Source organism: Pontibacter sp. HJ8, assembly GCF_054824225.1.
In genome coordinates, this window is sequence record NZ_JSYF01000401.1 from 1 (window position 1) to 3710 (window position 3710).

The window sequence follows — 3710 nt, forward strand, 5'->3', positions numbered from 1 at the left end:
ATTGTCATTTTGGGAAACAGCCCAAAGCAAGTAGCAGAATACAGGGCACCGGTAGAGAAATTATTACTTAAAGCATGGTTTGTGGCCGGTACAGTGCTTTTTGCCAATCTCTACGAACACCTGCCCAAAAAGTTTTCCCGCTATACCTGCCTGATCAGGCAATCCGGTCCGGTTCCAGCTTCGTAAGTAGCACATCTTTTCGCACACACTTCTGCACTAAGGTATAGAAACAGAATGGCTAAGCGTTAAACTAATCTGTCGTTTTGTGAGTTTATTTAAAATATAGCTTTAATTTTGTAGCGATTCATCTTAAAATTTAAGACCATGGTTTATACCAACATTTTTGCATTTATCGGAGGTTTAGGCGGCACTGAGGTAGTCCTGATTTTATTTGCTATCCTGTTGCTGTTCGGCGCCAAGCGCATTCCAGAGCTAGCCAAAGGCCTGGGACGCGGTATTCGCGAGTTTAAAGATGCCACCAAAGAAATCAAATCTGACATCGAGAACTCTGTCAAGGAAGACAACAACCAGACAAAGTAATCTTTCAGCATAAGCGTTTATGAATCTTAGTACAATTCTCCTCTTCCTGGCAGACCTGGGGGGAGGAGAAATGCTTGTTATTATAACGGCAGTACTTCTATTGTTCGGCGCAGACAAGCTTCCAGGTATAGCCCGCTCAATAGGGCGGGGTATGCGCGAGTTTAATGACGCCAAAAGTCAGATCCGGAACGAGATAGAGCGCTCCATCAAAGACATTAACAAGCCCGAATAGTTTGAGACCATACAATTCGCTACGTGACATCCGCACAGACATTGCCTCCGGGCAGCTCTCGTGCCTGCAATTGGTAGGAAAATACCTGCACAACATCAAGCAGCAGCCTGAGTTGAATGCTTTTCTTGAAGTTTTTGAAGAAGAAGCACGGGCCCAGGCTGTTGCTGTAGACAAGAAAATAGCTTTAGGCACTGCCGGCAAACTTGCCGGTATGGTCATTGGCCTGAAAGATGTGCTGGCTTACGAAGGGCACAGCCTGCAGGCTTCCAGCCAGATCCTCAATTCCTTTCAATCACTCTATACCGCTACGGCCGTACAGCGCCTGTTAGCCGAAGATGCGATTATCATCGGACGCCAGAACTGCGACGAATTTGCGATGGGCGCCTCAAACGAGAATTCGTCGTTTGGTCCGGTACTCAATGCCGATGATCACTCCCGCGTGCCGGGTGGTTCATCCGGCGGGTCAGCCGTTGCCGTGCAGGCAGACCTGTGCCTGGCCTCTATCGGTTCTGACACGGGCGGATCGGTGCGTCAGCCTGCCTCTTTCTGTGGCGTTATTGGTTTCAAACCGACCTATTCCCGCATTTCCCGCTATGGCCTGATTGCCTATGCATCTTCTTTTGACCAGATCGGTCTGCTTACCAAAAGCGTGGAGGATGCGGCGCTGCTGCTGGAAGTGATGGCAGGTAGCGATGAATTTGACAGCACGGTCAGCCACCGCGAAGTGCCGGCCTACAGCCAGCTTCTTCACACAGACAAAAAATATAAAATAGGGTATATCCGTGATTGCTTTGAGAGCGAAGGCCTGGACACCGAAGTAAAAGAAACTCTACTCGGGGTCAAGGACATGCTGCAGGAAGCAGGTCACCAGGTGGATGCCGTTGAGTTCCCATACCTGGACTTCATGGTGCCTACCTACTACATCCTGACCACAGCCGAAGCCAGCTCCAACCTGGGCCGCTTTGATGGGGTAAAGTATGGTTTCCGCAGCAGCAATGCCACGGACCTGACTTCCCTCTACAAGAAAACGCGTGCTGAAGGCTTCGGCCAGGAAGTACAGCGCCGCATCATGCTGGGTACTTTCGTCCTCAGCGCCGACTATTACGATGCCTACTATACCAAGGCGCAGCGTGTCAGACGTCTCATAAAAGAGAAGACGGATGAGTTGCTCAAGAATTATGATTTTCTTATATTGCCTACTGCTCCTACCACCGCTTTCAAGATAGGAGAGAATACGGCGAATCCGTTGGCTATGTATTTAGCTGACATCTTTACGGTTCAGGCCTCGCTTGCCGGAGTTCCAGCCATCTCTATACCGGTTGGTCGCGATGCAAATGGCCTTTCCATCGGGTTACAGTTAATGACCCGCTCATTCGAGGAGCCGCAACTGCTTGCTTTCTCGAATTATATCCTGGATAAGATAACCGTTGAAGCATAAATCATAATGACTTATTTTAAATTCTTTGCAGCACTTGCAGCTATTGTTGGCAGCATGGGGGTCACGCATGCCCAGGCTTTCAACCTTAGACCTGAAAGACCGATAGCGAAAGACTCCCTCAAACCCAAAGCAGACACCACCTTCCTGTCTGAGGAAGACCTGGCCCTGCTGGTGGAGCATATCCCCTATGAGCCGGATGACGTTATCATGGACCGGTTGAGCTGCATCGAATCAGATATTCCGCTAGTATTCAACAAATCTGTACGAAATCACATCGATTACTTCACCGTTCGTAACCGGAAGTATACCCGCACGATGATCACGCGCGAAAATGTATTCTTCCCGATCTATGAGAAGTACCTCAAGAAGTACAACATGCCGCAGGATATGAAGTACCTCTCGATCGTGGAGTCCGGACTAAACCCCAAAGCAGCTTCATGGGCGGGGGCTGTAGGCCCCTGGCAGTTCATGTCTGCTACCGGCAAAGAATATGGCCTGCACCATAACCAGCACATCGACGAGCGGATGGATGTGGAAAAGTCGACGGATGCCGCCATGCGTTTCCTGAGCCGGCTATACCGTACCTATGGTGACTGGGAGCTGGCCATGGCAGCTTACAACTGCGGCCAGGGCAATGTAAATAAAGCGATACGACGTGCCGGTGGCGGCAAAAAAACGTTCTGGGAGATTTACCCTTACCTGCCCAAAGAAACCCGCAACTACATACCGTCCATGACGGCTGTCATTTACGCCATGAAGTATGCGCCGGAGCACAACATCTTCTCCGACTCCATCCTGTATGCGCCCGAATATACCCACCTGGAAGTAAACCAGGCGCTGGATCTGGAAAAGCTGGCTGCTGAACTGCACCTGGATACCCAGGCCCTGCTGGCACTGAACCCTGAGATAAGGAAGCCTCTGCTGCCTCAGCACATCAAAAACTACAAACTGAAAATACCGGCCAGCCGGGCATCGCTCCTGGCCGCAGAAGAGAGTTGCATCCTGCTGGCAGCTGCCCCTTCCCTTCCTCCTGTAAAGGAGCTTATACCTGCTCAGGCGCCCGTCCTGCTGGCATCCGCTACAAAACAGGATAGCCTGGAGCAGAAGCTTTATACCGTGCGCCGCGGCGATAACCTGCTCAAGATCGCCAACCAGCACAACGTCACGGTAGAGCAGCTGAAGGAATGGAACGAGCTGCGCGGAACTACGATCATGGCCCAGCAAAAACTCCGGGTATGGCAGCCGGTGGCGGAACGTACTTCCACCATGCTGGCTTCTGCTGAACCGGCATCCGGCAAAACATCTGCTTCTGCGGTAAAGACAGTTGTAAACAAAACGCCTGCGGAGAGCAAGTCACAGCCCGACAAGTTCATCTACCATGTGCAGCCAGGCGATACACTCTGGACTATTTCGCAGCGCCACGAGGGGTTAACCGTAGAGCAGATCAAGAAACTGAATAAGCTGAAGAACAGCGCGATCAAACCGGGTCAGCAACTGATT

5 protein-coding genes are annotated in these 3710 nt (G+C 50.9%); all 5 read left to right on the plus strand.

The window, feature by feature from the left end:
- Positions 1-186, plus strand: a 186-nt coding sequence (locus OB13_RS16400; RefSeq protein ID WP_461491258.1) for a hypothetical protein, incomplete at its 5' end; no start/stop codon positions are given.
- 138 nt (positions 187-324) lie between these two features.
- Complete coding sequence (locus OB13_RS16405; RefSeq protein WP_461491259.1) at positions 325-540, plus strand: Sec-independent protein translocase subunit TatA/TatB; 216 nt, start codon at positions 325-327, stop codon at positions 538-540.
- A 19-nt stretch (positions 541-559) separates the two neighbouring features.
- Entirely contained in the window at positions 560-772 is a 213-nt protein-coding gene (locus OB13_RS16410) for a Sec-independent protein translocase subunit TatA/TatB (RefSeq protein WP_461491260.1), read from the plus strand.
- A 1-nt stretch (position 773) separates the two neighbouring features.
- Positions 774-2210, plus strand: coding sequence for an Asp-tRNA(Asn)/Glu-tRNA(Gln) amidotransferase subunit GatA (gene gatA, locus OB13_RS16415; RefSeq protein ID WP_461491261.1), 1437 nt, complete (start codon positions 774-776; stop codon positions 2208-2210).
- A 6-nt stretch (positions 2211-2216) separates the two neighbouring features.
- A partial coding sequence (locus OB13_RS16420) for a lytic transglycosylase domain-containing protein (protein ID WP_461491262.1) occupies positions 2217-3710 on the plus strand: 1494 nt, incomplete at its 3' end.

Excerpts from the sequence above, each read along its gene's own strand:
- OB13_RS16405 (WP_461491259.1), top strand. The coding sequence starts at position 325 with ATGGTTTATACCAACATTTTTGCATTTATCGGAGGTTTAGGCGGCACT.
- OB13_RS16410 (WP_461491260.1), top strand. The coding sequence starts at position 560 with ATGAATCTTAGTACAATTCTCCTCTTCCTGGCAGACCTGGGGGGAGGA.